Origin of the sequence: Acinetobacter sp. SFB (assembly GCF_001647545.1) — a bacterium.
GTDB lineage: Bacteria > Pseudomonadota > Gammaproteobacteria > Pseudomonadales > Moraxellaceae > Acinetobacter.
Genome location: NZ_LSZH01000013.1, coordinates 320176 through 336803 on the forward strand (window position 1 = coordinate 320176; position 16628 = coordinate 336803).

General features: G+C 38.7%; 12 protein-coding genes and 1 pseudogene. 5 read left to right on the forward strand and 8 right to left on the reverse strand.

The features are described 5' to 3' along the window. Positions 1–6 precede the first annotated feature (6 nt). From AY606_RS10945 to AY606_RS10965, 5 genes are all read right to left on the reverse strand, one after another. The gene (locus AY606_RS10945) at positions 7–1197 is read right to left on the reverse strand and encodes an MFS transporter (protein ID WP_067868277.1); all 1191 of its coding nucleotides are present in this window, start codon (positions 1195–1197) and stop codon (positions 7–9) included. Positions 1198–1224: 27 nt separating this feature from the next. Continuing rightward, positions 1225–1794, reverse strand: coding sequence for a TetR/AcrR family transcriptional regulator (locus AY606_RS10950; RefSeq protein ID WP_067868280.1), 570 nt, complete (start codon positions 1792–1794; stop codon positions 1225–1227). 132 nt (positions 1795–1926) lie between these two features. Further along, on the reverse strand, positions 1927–2445 hold the full coding sequence (locus AY606_RS10955; RefSeq protein WP_067868282.1) for an acyl-CoA thioesterase: 519 nt from the start codon (positions 2443–2445) through the stop codon (positions 1927–1929). Between the two features lie 365 nt (positions 2446–2810). After that, positions 2811–2993, reverse strand: a complete 183-nt coding sequence (locus AY606_RS10960; protein ID WP_067868285.1) for a hypothetical protein — start codon at positions 2991–2993, stop codon at positions 2811–2813. Between the two features lie 342 nt (positions 2994–3335). Beyond that, positions 3336–4322 carry a patatin-like phospholipase family protein gene (locus tag AY606_RS10965; protein ID WP_067868288.1) on the reverse strand — a complete coding sequence of 329 codons (987 nt, stop codon included), beginning with the start codon at positions 4320–4322 and terminating at the stop codon, positions 3336–3338. 139 nt (positions 4323–4461) lie between these two features. Between AY606_RS10965 and chrA the strand changes: the two genes are divergently transcribed. Then, on the forward strand, positions 4462–5679 hold the full coding sequence (gene chrA, locus AY606_RS10970; protein WP_067868290.1) for a chromate efflux transporter: 1218 nt from the start codon (positions 4462–4464) through the stop codon (positions 5677–5679). A gap of 46 nt (positions 5680–5725) precedes the next feature. Here the strand turns inward: chrA and gltS are convergent, their stop codons facing one another. Continuing rightward, positions 5726–6967, reverse strand: coding sequence for a sodium/glutamate symporter (gltS, locus tag AY606_RS10975; protein ID WP_067868293.1), 1242 nt, complete (start codon positions 6965–6967; stop codon positions 5726–5728). Positions 6968–7557: 590 nt separating this feature from the next. After that, a complete protein-coding gene (locus tag AY606_RS10980; protein ID WP_067868296.1) occupies positions 7558–8838 on the reverse strand; it encodes a DcaP family trimeric outer membrane transporter in 1281 nt (426 codons plus the stop codon). A gap of 389 nt (positions 8839–9227) precedes the next feature. On the opposite strand from AY606_RS10980, the pseudogene AY606_RS10985 reads away from it, so the two are divergent. Beyond that, positions 9228–9947: pseudogene (locus tag AY606_RS10985) on the forward strand (nitroreductase). A gap of 93 nt (positions 9948–10040) precedes the next feature. Here AY606_RS10985 and AY606_RS10990 read toward each other — a convergent pair. Beyond that, positions 10041–11258 carry a multidrug effflux MFS transporter gene (locus tag AY606_RS10990; protein ID WP_067868298.1) on the reverse strand — a complete coding sequence of 406 codons (1218 nt, stop codon included), beginning with the start codon at positions 11256–11258 and terminating at the stop codon, positions 10041–10043. A 141-nt stretch (positions 11259–11399) separates the two neighbouring features. Between AY606_RS10990 and yccS (AY606_RS10995) the strand changes: the two genes are divergently transcribed. The 3 genes from yccS (AY606_RS10995) (at position 11400) to AY606_RS11005 (ending at position 16520) form a co-directional block, all read left to right on the forward strand. Continuing rightward, the gene (gene yccS / locus AY606_RS10995; RefSeq protein ID WP_067868300.1) at positions 11400–13565 is read left to right on the forward strand and encodes a YccS family putative transporter; all 2166 of its coding nucleotides are present in this window, start codon (positions 11400–11402) and stop codon (positions 13563–13565) included. A gap of 135 nt (positions 13566–13700) precedes the next feature. Then, a complete protein-coding gene (gene yccS / locus AY606_RS11000; RefSeq protein ID WP_067868304.1) occupies positions 13701–15875 on the forward strand; it encodes a YccS family putative transporter in 2175 nt (724 codons plus the stop codon). Between the two features lie 84 nt (positions 15876–15959). Then, complete coding sequence (locus AY606_RS11005) at positions 15960–16520, forward strand: YcxB family protein (protein ID WP_067868307.1); 561 nt, start codon at positions 15960–15962, stop codon at positions 16518–16520. The last annotated feature ends 108 nt before the right edge of the window (positions 16521–16628 follow it).

Consider the following 16628-nt stretch of genomic DNA (forward strand, 5'->3'; position numbering starts at 1 on the left):
ACCTCTTTATTTGGGTTGTTTAAGTGATGCTGCAACTGTGTATTTATAGACACATAAGGTTGCCACAGTAATGACAGCGCAGAATAGATAAGTCTTTTGATAACCATAATAGGCAATGATCAAGCCAAGAACTACCGAACCAATAGCCATACCCAAATCAAACAAGGTGAAAAAGGTCGAGACTGCATGTCCCATTCGCTGCTTGGGCACAGACTGAATCGCTAAAGTTTGAAAACAGGGAAATAATGAACCATAACCAATCCCAATAAATATAGCAGATAGCCAAAGAATCCATTGGTTTGAAATAAAACTCACCACCACCAAGCCTAAAGCAAAGAAAATAAACGAAGGATAAATGACGGCGCTGGCCCCTTTACGATCATAAATTTTTCCAACCCACGGTCTTACTACAATCATGGAAATGGCGAATACAATAAAAAATAAACTGGTATAGGCGAGTAAGTCCTTAGATTCACTATATGCGGTAATGAAGCTCATAATACTGGAATAGGCAAATGCAGTCAGCAATGCGACAAAGCCAATCGGAACTGCACGCATTTCAATAATGTCATGCAAACCCAACCGTTTTTCTTCTACTTTATTTGGTAATTTATCGCATTTATTTTCTTGTACCGGCACCATTAAGCAAAAAATAAAGCCCAGGCAGATCACAGCACTTAAAATGGCAAACAGCATCATAAAGTCGGTAAATTGAAGCACGGTTAAAGCAATCAAGGGGCCAAATACCACGGCAAGATTAGTCGACATGACAAAATAACCCATCCCCTCACCTTTACGATGATCCGGAATATAATCATTGGCAATCGGCACGGTGACCGTGGTTAATACACTAAACCAGATGCCGTGAACAAAGCGGATAATCAGTAAAGCCCACATGCTATCTGCAAACAAATAGCTAAAAGAAAAAAGCACAAATAAAAATTCGGAACCGCGAAAGGATATTTTTTTTCCCAATTTTTCAACAATCAATCCTGAAAATGGGCGAACTGCAATTGAAGACAGCAGAAATAAGGTCAGTGCCAAACCTGCTTCTTTGACCGTGCCACCTAAATCCTTCATGATGTAAATCGGCAAAATGGTCAAGAGCGCATAATAATACGTAAATAAAAACAGGTTATTAAACAGACACAATAGAAAAGAGCGATTCCATAAACGCCCGGTACTCGTTGCAGACATAATGACCCACTTCCGTGTAGCGTAGCGCTACTTTTGAATCAGAACGGGTTGCATCAGCAAACCCACTAGATTTTGAATATACGTTTCATCCGGCATACGATTGAAGAAAATAATCTGATAATGAATAGGACCATACAGCGCATCCAGCATCAGCTCAAATGGATAGTCAGCAATAATTTCATGACGTTGAATGGCGATTTGAATCAGCTTGCGGGTTTGCACACGGCGCGGCAATAAATACTGTTTAAAGAACTCACCCGCAGCTTCACGATGCTCAGCCATGACGACCAAGAGTGCCCGTCCAACCGGATGATTCAATGCATGCGACAACTTTAAAAGTTGCTGATTCAGATTAAATTGCAAACTTTGTTGAAAATCCAATTCAAATACACAAGCAGTGTGCTCTTTAAAGGCATCGAAAACCAAATCAGACTTATGCTTCCACCAGCGGTAAATTGTTGATTTTCCTACCCCTGCACGTGCAGCAATATCTTCTACAGTTAAATGGCTGTAGTCATATTCTTCTAATGCTACGACAACAGCTTTCAAAATACATTGCTTACGGCGTGACGTTTTTTCTACTTCTACTTCAGTCATGAAATCACCAAAACGAAACGATACGTATCGTTTTATAATATGCCGATTGAGTCTAGTTGTACAGACATCACCCTCATTTCATCTCAAAAAAAGACCGCTGAGTAGCGGCCTTTTTTCATTCAATGCTTATTATCACTGTGAAGTTTTCTTATAAATACTACACGATGGATGATGATTTTCTTGAAGACGTGCCACTTTGCGCTGTTCAGCCGCTTCAAAACGGCAACGCTTCCAGTCATTATCTAAATTGAGCGCTGGAATCTGTTGTGGCTTACCATTTTCATCTACAGCGACCATAGTGAAATAACAGCTATTGGTATGGCGGACGGTACGTTTTTGAATATTCTGTGCCTCTACACGAATCCCGATCTCCATAGAGGTACGCCCTACATGGTTCACGCTAGCCAGGAAAGTGACTAATTCTCCCACATGGATCGGTTCTTTAAAATTGACTTTATCAACCGATAAAGTTACCACATAACTTCCGGAATAACGGCTGGCACATGCGTATGCGACTTGATCCAACAATTTTAAAATTGTTCCACCGTGAACATTACCTGAAAAGTTAGCCATATCTGGGGTCATTAAAACCGACATAGTTAATTCAGACTGGTCATCTAATGCTGGAGCAATTTGATCTAATGGGGACATCGCGTTCTCTAGACTCTCGGATAGACAATAGTATTAAGCCATTATTATATCGTTTTTCCACGAAATAGAATGTCAAAATCGGCAATATAATCATCATTATTATTTATAGTGATTTTAGTATCATTCAAAAAAATATATAACTGTTTATTTAACATACTGTATCTACTATATTTTTAATTTATCCTTGTTTTATAGAATAAATACTCAAAAATTGACTACAAAAAATACACGCACATAAATTTTAAACCCTTTCATTTTTAAATAATGAGCTGGTGAGTATAATTAAGACTCAATCAAAATCTATTTACAGATATTCTTTTAAGAATTTAAGGGTGCAATAATAGAATACAGCCTATTCAATAATATTAAGCAACGATTTTACGTAACATCTCTCTGGAAATATTGCCATAACTGAGCACATTCTGTTGATCGAGCTGTGTTTCAATACTTAAGGTACCATCCGCATTTTCTGCAGTCACTGTAAAAACAAGATGTTCCATTGTCGCCATTTTGACTTTATCCTCGATGCTGATTGTTTCTATATTCATCCTGCTGTTATTCATTTAACTCACCTTACAAAAATATATTTTCATATTGACTCTAATAAAGTTGAGTTTATTGACTTTTCACTCAGCGGTAAACTTAAATCATTGAACAAAAACATATTAATATAAAAATATTATAGTATGAAACTTTTAGACACTTAATTAATTTTACTCAGTAATATCAATTGATTAATTTATCTTTACACTAAAATTCAGCTTAATTTGCATACTTATCAATCGAACTTAGAATACTTATGACCGTATTAAAAACAGGAACAAAGCTTCATTATAAAAATTTATGCCTTGTTCTTAGCATTCCTTTTTTCAATTTATTTAAACTTCCCACTAATCATGCACACTCAATTGTTGAGTTGCAGTTCTAGAGTGTTTTTGACTGAATACAATTGAAATAGCATTTAATTGATTTTGTGCTGCTATTGCGCCCGCTCGTATGGTCATTTCACGGCCTCTAACATCAAAAATATGTGCTTTTTCTCTTAAATCAGGCTGAATTACAATATCTGCATGTTTCAGCTCTTCACTGGCCAAATGATTTTGCATGATATTAATATTTTGGTTAAACAAACCCCAAAGATTACTGGTTTCGGTATGCATGGGTTGAGCCAAAATGTCTACTGCAATAATAATATCTGCACCCAGATCACGTGCCACATCTACAGGTACAGGACTGACCAGGCCACCATCGACATATTCATCTGTACCGATTTTAGTAGGAACGAACATGCTGGGAATAGACACTGAAGCACGTACTGCCTGCCCGGTGTTGCCATAATTAAAGACCACTTTCTTGCCTTCTTTTAATTGTGTCGCTACCACATACATCGGGGTTTTAAGCAATTCTAACGGGGTATTGTTCACTTGTTGATTAACGTAGTTTTCAACTTTTTTGCCGTCAAAAAAACCTTTTATATCCAGTTTTACATCACGCACATCCTGGGCTTTCATATTCAAGGCAATATCACGTAATTCGGTCGCTGTTTTACCACTGGCATAAATAGAGCCGACAATACTTCCTGCACTGGTTCCTACAATAAAATCAGGATGAATCCCTTGTTGTTCCAATACTTGAATGACACCAATATGCGCATAACCACGAGCCCCGCCACTCCCAAGCACCAAAGCAACAATCGGACGATTTTCCTGTTTTTTTAATTTTTTAAAGTCAATGCGGTCGGCATGTACTTGTGCATCTACACTGGGAGATTCAGATAAGCCTGTAGAACCTACAGTAAGCTTAGAATATGGAACACTTTGGCATCCCGCTACACTTACTACAGCTAAAGCAATATAACCAAATTTGATATTTATCATGAACCACCCAAAGATTAATAAGCTTATCTTTTAAAAGTCGTACAGTTTAAGAACTATATGTTTTTCACATTGTAGTATTTCGTTAAACTGCCATCAAAAAATACTAAACTTTAAAAGATCGCTCCGAATGAATTTGCCTATGCCATCTCTTCATTATCGCACTATTTTCCTGACTTTTCTAAAATTAGGTTGCCTCGCATTTGGTGGGCCAGCGGCGCATCTGGTGTTTTTTCATCACACTTTTGTGAAGCAATTAAACTGGCTAGATGATCAGCAATATGCCCAGCTGCTTGCTTTGGCACAAATTTTACCTGGCCCAACCAGCAGCCAGGTAGGTTTGGCCATTGGCTATGTAAAAAAAGGCTATTGGGGTGCTGTGCTTGCATGGTTAGGTTTTACCTTACCTTCAGCAATCTTAATGACTATGGTTGCAGTATTGGGTCAGCAATTGTTCCCACTGCTTTCTTCAGAATTTTTTCATAGTATTCAACTGATTGTTTTGGCTGTAGTGGCTTGGGCGTTCTGGCAGATGCTGGGCAATTTTTGCACCCGACTGTGGCAATACATTTTAATGCTGGGTTCGACCTTATTTATTTACACTGTTCCGCTGCCAATGAATCAAATTATAGTGATATTTATAGCCGCCTTGGTGGGAATATACTTAAGCCCCAGATTGTCTAAAATCAAAGAAAATAAAACAGAAAAAAATTCTTTCAAGATTGCTATTTTTTCTCCTCAAAGATCTCATGCCTATCTTTGGTTAATTCTATTTATACTGCCTTTTTTCATCTTTCTCGTTCTGAACTGGCAGCAAAGCAGTATATTGCTGCAAACTGTAGAAAGCTTCTATCGTAGTGCCTCTCTGGTTTTTGGTGGCGGACATATCGTTCTACCTTTCTTACATCAGGATTTCGTTGCAACGGGTTTAATTCCTGCCGAGAAATTTGATTTAGGTTATGCTTTTGCCCAGCTCATGCCTGGTCCTTTATTCAGCTTTGCCAGTTATGTGGGTGCACTCCTAACTTTAACCCCCTATCCGATTCTCAATGCCTGTATCGCTACCTTAGCCATATTTTTGCCTTCCTTTTTTCTTGTTTTTGGAACTTTGCCCTATTGGTCATGGTTAATGAATCAAGCCGATATTCGTCATGCAGTGGTGGGAATCAATGCGGCAGTGGTGGGTCTTTTACTGTGCATGGTCATACAAATGGCACAACATTATATTGTAAATATTACTGATCTTATATTTATTGCCGTAGTCATCGCCTTACTCAAAACCAAGCTGCCCGTCTGGTTGAGTTTAATTGGTAGTTTTATGACCTACCAACTCATTCTGGCCTTTTATAATGTTCAATAATAAAAAAGCCCTAGATTACTAGGGCTTTTTAGAAATACATTCAGACTTATACAAAAAACTTAAGAATCACTTGAATGACGGTGGCGTTAATTAAATCGACAAAGAATGCCCCACATAATGGAACAATCAAGAATGCCTTATGCGAAGGGCCATACATATTGGTAATGGCCTGCATATTCGCTACGGCAGTAGGTGTCGCACCCATACCAAAACCACAATGTCCTGCAGAAAGTACGGCAGCATCATAATTTTTACCCATAACGCGGAAAGTCACAAATGCCGCATAAAGTGCCATGGTTAGTGTTTGAGCACCCAGAATAACCACCAATGGGCCAGCCAAATCAGACAATTGCCATAACTTCAAAGACAGTAATGCCATAGCGAGATAAAGCGATAAAGAGGCATTTCCGAATACATCAATTGCACGGTCGAAAATTCCAACTTTAAATACCCCTTCCAGCACATTTCGCAGAATAACACCGCCGGCTAACGTCCATACAAAGGTCGGAAGCTCAAACCAGCTTCCTTTACTAAAGCCAGTCATGAATTCAGCAAAAGCTAAACATGCCGCAAACATACCCAAAGTAGTAATCGCATTATCAGCCGTAATTAAACGCACCTGATGCGGATATTCAAATTGGGTAAATTCAGTGGAATCGGTATCGGCATTCAGTGTTGAATCACGGTCTTCTCTTTGCTTATTGCTACGTGGCTGGGCAAGTTGATGACGGTTAATCAACATTTTGGCCAAAGGACCGCCAATGATGCCGCCAATGATTAAACCAAAAGTTGCACTGGCCATACCCAAGGCTAAAGCACCTTGAATGCCATGTTCAACTTCTAGAATCTCACCCCAAGCACCTGCCGTACCATGCCCACCCGTCAAGGTAATCGAACCCGCAATTAAGCCAATTAAAGGATCGATTCCTAGTAAAGTCGCTAAGCTAATACCGACAAAATCTTGCACGATAATAAATGAAGCCACACAAACCAGGAAAATCACCAGCCCCAAACCACCTTCTTTTAACTTGCTAAAATTTGCACTTAGACCAATAGAGGCAAAGAAAATCAGCATAAAACTGGTTTGGAGTTCAGTACTCGTAGAGATGCTCAGACCCCAAATATTGTGCACAAATAGTGAAGCAATTGCAGCCACTAGGCCACCGGCCACGGGTTCCGGAATATTGTAACGTCTTAAAAAATCAATTTTATTGACAAGAAACCGTCCTAATAAAAGAACGATTACCGCTGCAATGAGCGTATAAAAGGCATTAAAAGTAAATTCCATCATCATTGTCCATAAAATAGTTGGATTCTTTTTGTTCTATAGCCTTAGTATTTCTTGAAAGAAAAAAAGCTCAAGAACCATTTGGTAAAGACCAAACAAAATAAAAGCTGTACAACAAAAAGGAATATAGAAAAATTCATTTTGATGAAACTACGAACAAGGAGATTATTTTTTCATAAAAATGAAAAAATATAAAAAAGACGACGCAAGTTACCATATTGTTGGAATTCAAAGAAAGAACATTTCCTTAAATCCCTACTAACCCGCTCACTCATGAGAGATCGTCTCATTTAAAGCTTCTAGTCCTCATCATGCCAATATCTGCAGGATATGCAAAAACAGACATGCATTTTCAGCAATGATAAAGCTATCACGCCAAGTAATGTTCAAAAAAGGATATATTATCCAGATTTTCTAATTAATGTCTCTGTTTTTTTACAATTTTGCTTATTGCGAAAAATCAGGCTGTTTAAAATCTATTTCTTATAAATAAAGATTTTTTATAAACAACTCATCATATTGTGAAAGCACAAATAAAAAAAGAGGCGAATAAATCGCCTCTTTTTGTTAGATATTTCTAAACTTTTTGATTAGAAATTATATTTCGCCATTAAACCTACACGGTTATCTTTAAATGACTGTCCAGCGAAGGTATCACGTTTGCCATTAAGGTATTCAATACCTAAGTCAATCGGCTTAACCGGTGAATAGATAAAGTTAATCCATGCTTGTTGTACTTCTTCATTCGCTGCAGTATTAAGTCGTGCGTAGTCAGTACCATCATCGGCAAAGTGTGCACCATATGCCAATGTTGAACGTAACTTAGGCGAAATTTTATAAGTTGCACCGACCTGAACAGCATTAAACTCATTCTGTTCAACACTGTTGTTCACAGGATCAACTACATAAGCTGAATTACTGCCATATAAATAATTGCTGTTACCCACTACATGTGAAACATCTGCCGATACTTTTAAAGGATCAGTGATTTGATAATTCACCCCTGCAGCTATACCCCAGGCTGTTTGTTTCTCATCTGCAGCAGTTGATTTATAATTCTCAACTAACGCACGTGCAGAAACAGAACCTTTGCCTTCTGCAAAGCCCTGAGTTAATTTTGCAGTTAAGTTTGGCAGGCTGTATTTAATATCTGTAGCAGTAGCAGCACTATCACCCTTTTCTGCAGATATAAGTAACTGAGTAGCAGGAGCGAGTTTAAGGCTATAACGTACTTGAGGCATACGTGCTGTGCCACCACCGATATTGGTATTAAAGTCAATCATTTCTGGTGCATGATTAGACAAGAAGTTAGATGTGGTTTGACCAAATAACCAGTTGTTATAAGTTAAATAAGCATGACGGATACGTAAATTTTCAGTCGCACTTGCAAAGTCAACTTCAACTTTACCACCGACTTGTGCGTCCCCTACTGGGGTATTAAAATCAAGACCAATACGGGTAGTTTTCGCTGTCGCACGTAATTTATCTCTGGTCGTACCCGTACTAGTATGAGTACTATTGAAGTCGTTATCTGCACCTTCAATAATATAGTTGGCATCGCCACGAATGAAACCATACATATTTACACTTGAACCGGCTTTGGTTTTAAAACCAGTTGTTAATTCAGGTTTAGCTGCTGGTGCTGCTACAATCTGAACAGGTTGAACTTTAACTAGTTCAATTTGAGTTTGCTGCTGTTGTTGAACTTGATGTTGCTGTTGCATTAAAGATTTTAATGTTTCAACTTCTTGACGTAGTTCTTGAATTTGTTGTTGTTCAGTTTTTCCTGCATGTGCTGTGCTTACCATTACAGCAGTCACTGCTAATGCTAAACTTTTAGCCATAAATTTACCGTTGAGTAAGCGACTCATTCTAATCTCCAATTTAAATATTTCGCATCCGTGCATAACTGACCCTTAAAAACCCAAAAAATCAATGAAAAAATCATGATTTAAAATTATAAAAAGCTTTAAAAATCATTGCATTTTCTGCTTATTAGTACAGTGAAAAAGCTTAATGTATTATAAAAGTACAACATATGTAAGCCATATGTTGCCCTCAATCTATCAAGTTCTCTGCTTGATTAAAATCAGTTTTCTTAAGCAATGCTTGAAAAATAATCTTCTTTTTAGCTCTTTCTTTAAAAATAGTGAATAGATTCTTTAGCTTAGCAAAAATCCATACAAAATCTCATGCTCAAATACTAGACTAATGTATATAGGGACTTAGTTCCAAAAAACTCATTGCAAAAGGAGTTTTTATGAATTTGCAACAAGTTCGCCATGTTGATGATGCGATTACTTCACGTCATTCCGTACGGGCTTTTTAAATAAAGCGGTTAATGCGCAAATTATTAAAGACATTTTAACTGTGGCGAGTCGGGCACCCTCAGGAACCAATACACAACCTTGGAAAGTTTATGGGGTGACTGGGGAAAAACGTGATGAAATGGTTGAACGGGTATGTAAAGCACAAATGGAACTGACTACCCAGCCAGAACTTGTAAACCAATACAAAGAGACTTTTGCATATTATCCAGAAACGTGGATTTCACCGTTTATTGAGCGTCGCCGTGAAAATGGCTGGGGTTTATACCGATTATTAAATATACAAAAAGGTGAAAAAGAACAAATGGCGCGCCAGCAACTGCGCAACTTTCAGTGATTCGATGCGCCTGTCGCTCTATATTTTACCGTGAATAAGATTATGGGGATTGGCTCTAAAATGGATATTTCCATGATGATTCAAAATATCATGATCGCGGCTAAAGAACGTGGTCTGTATAGCTGTCCTCAAGCGGCCTGGAATCATTTTCATCCGATCGTACTCGATGTACTAAATGCCCCGGAAGATAAAGAAAAGAATTGGTCTGTACCATTGCCTTGGGTTATGCTCATCCGGATGCTATCGTAAATAGCTTTATTACCCCACGTATTGCGGTATTGCGGTTGAAGAATTTACTGTATTCCTGGATGAGTAAGCGGGATAAATAAACCGGTTCAATTCATCTAACAATAAAAAGAGACCTTTAATAGCGTCTCTTTTTATTACATTTTTTGTTTGAGCTTTAAGCTTAAGTTTTTGCTTGCTCATGGGGTGCAGGCGGATTTAATTGCATGATCGCCAGCAAAGTTACAGCTACAAACATGAGCATCACTAAACCCATGTTTAAAAGTGAATTCCAAATCAGGAAATTCAGAATCACACCACCGAGTAAACCACAGGCAAACTGCATGCTCCCCATAATGGCACTGGCGGTTCCTGCACGCGACCCTTGTTCCGACATGGCCAAAGCCATGGCATTCGGTCCAGTAAAACCAATCCCCGCAACCGCCAAAAACATGCCTGAGAGTACTATCCACAATGGGATCTGACCGATCAGACCAGCAATGGATAAAATAGACGCACCTATCAGTTGAAGCATGCCACCTATTTTCAAACGAGCGAGTACCGAAAATCGATGCGCCAGTTTTTTATTTAACGTAGATAACAACATAATACCAAAGGCATTTAAACCAAAGGCATAAGCGAATTGCTGCTGATTCAAACCATAATCATCCATCAATACGGAAGCCGATGAACTGATATAGCAAAATAATACGCCACCCGAAAAACAGCCCGCCAACATCGGCACTCTAAAACTGCGATCAATAAAAATGGTCGCATATAGCCTGCATATCTGGTTGAGATTCAATTTTAAACGGCGTTCAGGCGTCAGGCTTTCTTTAAAGAAAAAGTGGACGCACAGCAAGCAGACCACACCCATCAACATTAAAAAGACGAAGACGGCCTGCCACGCAAAAAACTTCAATACGACTGCGCCCAGGCTTGGCGCAATAATCGGTGCAATCCCCATTACAATCATCATACTGGCAAAGGCTTGTGCAGAAGCTTGCATGTCCAAACGGTCACGAATAGCAGCCCGGGCAATCACTACCCCGACACAGCCCCCAACGGCCTGTAAAATACGCGCTGCAATTAAACTCCATTCATCAGTTGCAAAGACACATAACAGACTTGCTACGATATAAAGCATCAAACCAAAATACAGGGGCGGTTTACGGCCAATTCGATCGCTCAAAGGCCCATAAATCAGTTGTCCCAATGCCAGACCTAAAAAATAGGCAGGTAAAGTATTGGCCACTATTTGTGTACTAACCCCAAAGTCATTGGCCATTTGCGGTAAGGCGGGTAGATACATATCTATGGATAAAGGACCCAAAGAGGTCAATAAAGCCAATAGAATGATCCAACTCGTCGCATACTGCTGTCTATCTCTAATTTCCGACATCTGCTGTTATTCAAATTGAAGACTGTATATTTTCAAGTCTATACCGAACATAATAAAATTTCTGCTAAAGATAAGTGAATATTCATCTTATATTCATCATATAATCCGCATCGAAAAATAAAGCACTTTAAGGATTGGGGTTTGAATACTTGGTTGGTTCAGCTGAAAAAAGCAACCTATAACACCACATTTCTATACACAATACGTATGTTGATTATCTTTGGGGGAACTGCATTTTTTCCTTATTTAATCGGTAATCAAATCCTTACTATTCCTCTTTCATTAGCAGTGGTTGCCGCAGGCTTAGGCGACATCGATGATCGCTTCTCGGTCAGAATAATGAATATGATTTATACCTACATTGGTTTTTTCATTACTGCCACTGCCGTACAGCTTTTATCTCCTTACCCCTTTGTGTTTGCGTGTGGCTTTATTGTCGCATGTATCGGATGGATCTTATTGGGTTCATTGGGTAGAAGATATGCGTCAATATCATATGGATGCTTGGTGGTGACAGTCTATGCAATGCTGGGCGTACATCTATTTGAACCATGGTATGTACAACCAGCCCTGCTTGTTTCTGGCGCGGTCTGGTACGGTTTAATCTCTACGATCTTTTTTTTACTCTTCCCTATCCGCAGAGTACAAGATCAATTGTCCCTTTGCTATTCATCCTTAGCCGATGTGCTCTTCGCAAAATCAAATTTGTTTGATGTTGAAATGACAGCTCAAACATATCAGCGAAGTATGATTAGTTTATCTTTTGAAAATAGTCATTTGGTGAGCATGTTCAATGAAATGCGTAGCACCTTATTAACTCGGCTAAAAGGTGACCGTGGCCGACTAGATACACGTCGAAGCCTGCAATATTATTTTGTAGCTCAAGATATACATGAACGTGCTGACTCCTCCCATTTTGATTATCTTAAACTTACCCAAATTTTCCAACATAGCGATATCATGTTCCGCTTTCAAAGGATCTTTTCTTTACAAGCAAAAGCCTGCAAGGATTTAAGCGATAGCATTTTACATGGTCATTTTTATAAACATAATCCAGAATTTGAAGTCAAGTTTCAAAACTTAAGAATTTCAATCGAAAAACTTCGGGATGAGAAAACTTATGATCTAAGTTGGATTAATTCTTTAAGCTCTCTTTATCAAAATCTGAAAGCCATTGATCATCAACTGAATAATATCGAAACAGAACAACATATAAAACATGACCATGACAAATCTCTAGACCACCAATTAAATGATGATGACTTAAAAGGCTGGTCTGATATTGTGATTCGAGTCAGGCAAAACTTAACACCCGAATCTATTTTATTCAGGCATGCGATTCGTTTATCTACTGTTCTTTTTGTCGGTTATGTTCTGGTTGAGATTACCAATATTCCATCGGGTTTCTGGATTTTATTGACCTCAGTCTTTGTCTGTTTACCGAATTTTAATGCCACCAAACGTCGTTTATATTTAAGAATTTCAGGGACTTTTATCGGCATTATTATTGGTTATATTGTGCTTTATTTTGTACCTTCTTTGGTCGGACAACTATTAATACTCACGATTAGTGGTGCACTCTTCTTAGTATTGCGTAGTAAGCAATATGCGCAAGCTACCGCATTTATCACGATTTTAGCCTTAATTAATTTCAACTTTGATGGCGTAGGCTATGAAGCAGCTATTCCACGTTTAATCGATACGATTATTGGCTGTTTCCTCGCATGGCTCGGTATTCTGTTCATTTTTCCAGATTGGAAGTTTCGCAACTTACCAAGAACGATTCAGCGTTCCTTAAAATCGCAAAGTGAATATTTAGCAGAAGTGATTACTCAATATCGTGAAGGTCGAAATAATAGTTTAAATTATCGATTGGTGCGTCGTGCTGCCAATAATACAGATGCCGAGATTGCCTCACTCATTTCCACCCTTGAAACAGAGCCTGACTATGATCCAACGCATAAAGCTTTAGCATTCGAATTTTTATGTTTAAATCATACATTCTTAAGTTACATTGCCGCATTGGGCGCTCATCGTGAAATAATTGAAGCGCCTGAAATTCTGGATTTACTAGATTTGGCATTGAAAGATATTGAACTTACTTTTTTGAGTGATGAAATGCCAAACCTCAAAAGTTATACTGTCTTAAATACAGTACAGCAGCACTTAAATGAATCTGCTCTTGATGTTTCTAAATCACTCATCGTTATTCAACAGCTTTCATTGATGTTTAGCATGTTGCCGCAATTGAACCATTTAAAACAACAGCTGTGCAGACCGAAAATCAATGATTTTGCAACGTCATAAACTTAACGATATAGATGCATAAACTATATAAAAAATATTTTTCCATAGTAGACTTCATTGAATACGTCTTTAAATCCATAAACGTATTCAATGTTTTCAATATGTTTGACCTGAAAGTTTGATAAGGATTTAATCTTGAATAGCTGGCTCATTAGACTTCGTAAAGCAACCTATAACACAACATTCATGTACAACATCCGCATGATCATTGCTTTTTCGGGTACAGCCTTTGTTCCTTATCTTTTAGGTAACCAACTCCTCACCATCCCGTTGACCTTAGGAGTGGTCGCAGCTGGATTAAGTGATATTGACGACCGTTTTTCGGTTCGTATCATGAACCTGATTTATACTTATATCGGCTTTTTTATTACCGCCAGCTCGATTTACTTCTTATTTCCTTATCCGATTTTATTTGCCTTAGGCCTGATTGTTTCCTGTATCGGCTGGATTCTGCTGGGTTCACTGGGGCGTCGTTATGCCACCATTTCCTATGGTTGCCTGGTCATTTCAGTTTACTCGATGCTAGGTGTGGAGCTATTTGATAACTGGTATAGCCAACCCTTGCTTTTGGTGACAGGTGCGGCATGGTATGGGCTGATTTCAACCATCAGTTTCTTGTTATTTCCAGTTCGCCAAGTGCAAGATAAATTGTCGCAGTGTTATTCATCTCTGGGAGATTTTCTGTTTGCAAAATCGAATCTGTTTGATGTCGACATGACCCCAAACAGTTATCAACAAAGCATGATTGAGCTGTCTTTGGAAAATGGCAAACTGGTCGGCATTTTCAATGAAATGAAAACTGCGCTTTTGACCCGTTTAAAGGGTGACCGGGGACAAAAAGATACCCGTCGCAGCTTGCAATATTATTTTGTCGCGCAAGATATTCATGAACGTGCCGATTCAGCACATATTGATTATCAAAAACTGGTTAAAATTTTTGAACATAGCGACATCCTGTTTCGCTTCCAACGAATTTTATTCATTCAAGCAAAAGCCTGTAAAGATTTAAGTTACAGTATTTTGCACCGTGAAGCCTATCAGCATAACAAGCGCTTTAAGCCTACTTTTGCCAATTTAAAACTCTCTTTAGAGAAATTACGTGCTGAACAACAATATGACCAAGTCTGGATCAACGCACTATTTTCCCTGTATCAAAATTTAAAGTCGATTGATGCCCAACTGCGTAATGTAGAAACCGAACGTTATATCAAGCTTGATAAAACCAAACATATTGAAAACCAGTTGAAAGATGACGACTTAAAAGGCTGGGATGATGTGGTGATCCGCATTAAACAGCACTTAACCCCGGAATCTGTGCTGTTTAGGCATGCAATACGGGTCTCGATTGTTCTGCTTATTGGTTATATTTTTGTTCAAGTAACCCAGATTGAATATGGCTACTGGATTTTACTGACTGCCCTTTTTGTCAGCCAACCGAACTTCAATGCCACCAAACGTCGTTTACGCCTGCGTATAGTCGGGACTTTAGTGGGTATTATTCTGGGCTATGCGATTTTGTACTTTATCCCGTCAATTGAAGGTCAACTCTTATTATTAGTGTTGAGTGGCGTGCTGTTCTTTGAATTGCGCAGTAAACAGTATGCCCAGGCCACCGCGTTTATTACCATTCTTGCGCTGATTAATTTCAATCTGGATGGAATGGGCTTTGATGCCGCTTTACCCCGCATGATTAATACCTTGATTGGCTGTGCTTTGGCATGGTTTGGCGTCAGTTTTATTTTCCCCGACTGGAAGTTCCGCCGTCTCTCACGCACCATGAAGCGCTCATTGAGTGCGCAAATTGACTATCTTGCCGAAGTGATCGAACAGTATAAATATGGGCGTAATCACGGTCTTAAATATCGTGTGGTACGTCGTGCTGCACATAATAATGATGCTGAAGTTGCCTCGCTGATTTCAACCTTAGCCACAGAGCCAGATTTCGATCCCACACAAAAAAGTCTGGCTTTTGAATTCTTATGTTTGAATCACACCCTGCTCAGCTATATTGCCGCGCTCGGGGCACATCGTGAAAAAATACAGGATCAAGAGGTATTAAATCTTTTAGATCTGGCTTTAGAGGATATCCAAGGTTCTTTATTAAAAGATGAAGTTCCCGACCTGACAGCACAAAACATGCTGAACACGATTCGTCAACGCTTAAGCCAAAATAATGAAGATGATCAGAAATCGCTGATTGTTTTACAGCAATTATCTTTGATGTTAAGTATTCTGAAACAACTCAGTCGCTTAAAGCAAAGCTTGAGTCATGATCGAGATGATAAGGCCACCGAATTGGCCTCATTATAATTCGAATGATTTTGGAACAATATACTCACTGAATGGGTATAAATAATGCTAAACTTTTTACAGTTCTAGATTTGTTAATTCATTATGACCGCGAAAAATTTATACGCTTATACCCTACAGCCTGTGAACTATGAAATTTCAGAGGCTGAACAACGACAAGCTCAACTTGCTATTTGGCGTAGTACCAACAAAATTGGCACCAAGACTTGGATAATTATGGCGGTTGTGGCTGCGCTATCTATTGTTGGTATTATCCTGTTAAAGAACTATTCGACTATTTTTTGTTGGGTTGCATTAGTCTGCGTCGTGGCGTACTTCCTCATCCGTAAATTCGGACTGGAATGGTATGTGAAACGTAAAATGAATGAATTCCCAGTGCAAGAAATTAAGGGCATTCGTTTAGGTGTACAACCCCACGGGCTGATCATGCGTCAAAAAATGGGTGCGCAGGAAGGTATGGGTGCAATTGGCTGGAAAGATATTTATGAATGGTATAACACGCCTGACTTTATGTTGATTAATTTCAAGGTTAAAGGTCAGCAAGGTGCTTATATTTTGCCAAAACGCATGGATTCAAAGAATTTTTCATTCAATACCATCCGCAAGCATTTAAAAGAAACAGTGGGCGAAGCGAAACAGGTCTAAGCTCTGTTTTAATCAAAACGATTTAACTAAAAACCTCCAAATTCTTGGGGGTTTTTTAATTAAAATAATCATAAATGAGAATGAGAATAAATATTACCTGCAAAATCC

What these genes read in the sequence shown, in the direction of transcription:
- AY606_RS10945 (WP_067868277.1), bottom strand. Translation starts at nt 1,197, where the DNA reads ATGTCTGCAACGAGTACCGGGCGTTTATGGAATCGCTCTTTTCTATTG.
- AY606_RS10950 (WP_067868280.1), bottom strand. Translation starts at nt 1,794, where the DNA reads ATGACTGAAGTAGAAGTAGAAAAAACGTCACGCCGTAAGCAATGTATT.
- AY606_RS10955 (WP_067868282.1), bottom strand. Translation starts at nt 2,445, where the DNA reads ATGTCCCCATTAGATCAAATTGCTCCAGCATTAGATGACCAGTCTGAA.
- AY606_RS10960 (WP_067868285.1), bottom strand. Translation starts at nt 2,993, where the DNA reads ATGAATATAGAAACAATCAGCATCGAGGATAAAGTCAAAATGGCGACA.
- AY606_RS10965 (WP_067868288.1), bottom strand. Translation starts at nt 4,322, where the DNA reads ATGATAAATATCAAATTTGGTTATATTGCTTTAGCTGTAGTAAGTGTA.
- chrA (WP_067868290.1), top strand. Translation starts at nt 4,462, where the DNA reads ATGCCATCTCTTCATTATCGCACTATTTTCCTGACTTTTCTAAAATTA.
- gltS (WP_067868293.1), bottom strand. Translation starts at nt 6,967, where the DNA reads ATGGAATTTACTTTTAATGCCTTTTATACGCTCATTGCAGCGGTAATC.
- AY606_RS10980 (WP_067868296.1), bottom strand. Translation starts at nt 8,838, where the DNA reads ATGAGTCGCTTACTCAACGGTAAATTTATGGCTAAAAGTTTAGCATTA.
- AY606_RS10990 (WP_067868298.1), bottom strand. Translation starts at nt 11,258, where the DNA reads ATGTCGGAAATTAGAGATAGACAGCAGTATGCGACGAGTTGGATCATT.
- AY606_RS11005 (WP_067868307.1), top strand. Translation starts at nt 15,960, where the DNA reads ATGACCGCGAAAAATTTATACGCTTATACCCTACAGCCTGTGAACTAT.